Raw genomic sequence first — 1,910 nt, 5'->3', positions numbered from 1 at the left:
CCACAGTGCGGGTATCGCGATCGCGACGCCGAGCCAACCAAGTGCCGGCGGCCGCTCGCCGCGCGCGACCGCTCCCACCAGCACGGGGATGGCCACTCCTCCCACCGAGGCCCCCACCCGGCTGGCGCGCGAGTGCGTCCAGTCCGCCCGGTCCGACCTGGGCATCGGGCAGGTGCACCTGCCCGAGCCGGAGGTCCTCGGGGTCCGCGGGCTGACCGAGGCCCAGCAGGAGCTCACCGAGCGGTGCCAGGCGGCGGCGCCCCGCCGCTACCCGGGGGCCGGCGGCGCGGCGCTGGAGCGGGTGCACCGCCGGCTGGCGGAGGAGCTGGACGTGGTCGCCACGCTGGGCTACCCGACCTACTTCCTGACCGTCGCCCAGGTGGTCGACCTGATCCGGGAGATGGACGTGCGGGTCGCCGCGCGCGGCTCCGGGGCCGGCAGCCTGGTCAACTACCTGCTGGGCATCAGCGGGGTGGACCCGATCGCGCACGACCTGCTGATGGAGCGGTTCTGCACGCCGCTGCGGGCCCAGCTGCCCGACATCGACATCGACGTCGAGTCCGCCCGCCGCACCGAGATCTACGAGCGGATCCTGCAGCGGTTCGGCTCCGAGCGGGTGACGTGCGTGTCGATGATGGAGACCTACCGGGTGCGGCACGCCATCCGGGACGTGGCCGCCGCCCTGGGCATGCCGCCGGGAGAGGTGGACGCGCTGGCCAAGGCCTTCCCCCACATCCGGGCCCGGGACGCCCGGCAGGCGGTGCAGGACCTGCCCGAGCTGCGCCGGCACGGCCTGGACACCCCGCGGATGCAGCAGCTGCTGGAGCTGGTCGAGGGGCTGGACGGGCTGCCTCGCCACGTGGCGATGCACCCGTGCGGGGTGCTGCTGTCCGACGCCCGGCTGCTGGACCGCACGCCCGTGGAGGCCAGCTGGCTGGGGTTCCCGATGAGCCAGTTCGACAAGGACGACGTGGAGGAGCTGGGGCTGCTGAAGCTGGACGTGCTCGGGGTGCGGATGCAGTCGGCGATGGCCCACGCCGTCACCGAGGTGGAGCGGGTCGACGGGCAGCGGATCGAGCTGGACGACCCGCAGCAGGTGCCGCTGGACGACCCGCTGACCTACTCGCTGGTCCAGTCCACCCGCACCCTGGGCTGCTTCCAGATCGAGTCCCCCGGCCAGCGCGAGCTCATCGGCAAGTTCGCCCCGGAGACCTTCGAGGACATCATCATCGACATCTCGCTGTTCCGGCCCGGCCCGGTGAAGTCGGACATGGTGCGGCCGTTCCTGCAGGCACGGCAGGGCTGGAGCGATCCGCAGCTGCTGCACCCCACCCTGGCGCCGTACCTGCGCAGCACCTGCGGGGTCGTCGTCTTCCACGAGCAGGTGCTGCAGCTGGTCGCCCGCACCGCCGGGGTCAGCCTCGCGCAGGCCGACGAGGTGCGGCGGGCGATGGGCAGCCCGGACGGGCAGCAGGAGGTGGAGCGGTGGTGGCGGCCAGCGGCCGCGGCCAACGGCTACACCCCCGAGGAGGTGGACCGGATCTGGCAGGTGCTGGCCGCGTTCGCCTCGTTCGGGTTCTGCAAGGCCCACGCGGCCGCGTTCGCACTGCCGACCGTGCAGTCGGCGTGGCTGAAGGCCCACCACACCGCCGCCTTCCTCGCCGGCGTGCTCACCCACGACCCCGGCATGTACCCCAAGCGGCTCCTCCTCGACGAGGCCCGCACCATGGGGGTGCACGTGCTCGGGCTGGACGTCAACGCCTCCGACCGGGTCTACCGGGTGGAGCCGGTGCCGGCGGGCACAGGCACCGGCGCGGGCGCGGACCTGGGCGACGGTGACGGCGGCTGGCCGGACTGGGCCGAGGCCGGCCCCGGTAGCGGCGGGGCCGACCCGCCGCTGCGGCAGCGTG

The 1,910-nt window shown here is 74.0% G+C and carries 1 pseudogene; it reads left to right on the top strand.

Going from position 1 to position 1,910, the window contains the following annotated elements:
* Positions 1–121 precede the first annotated feature (121 nt).
* Positions 122–1,910 (top strand): annotated as a pseudogene (locus GFJ45_RS15940) (DNA polymerase III subunit alpha); the annotation flags it as partial.

This window comes from Ornithinicoccus halotolerans, from assembly GCF_009602535.1.
GTDB classification, from domain to species: domain Bacteria; phylum Actinomycetota; class Actinomycetes; order Actinomycetales; family Dermatophilaceae; genus Ornithinicoccus; species Ornithinicoccus halotolerans.
This window is presented reverse-complemented; position numbering and strand designations above follow the sequence as displayed.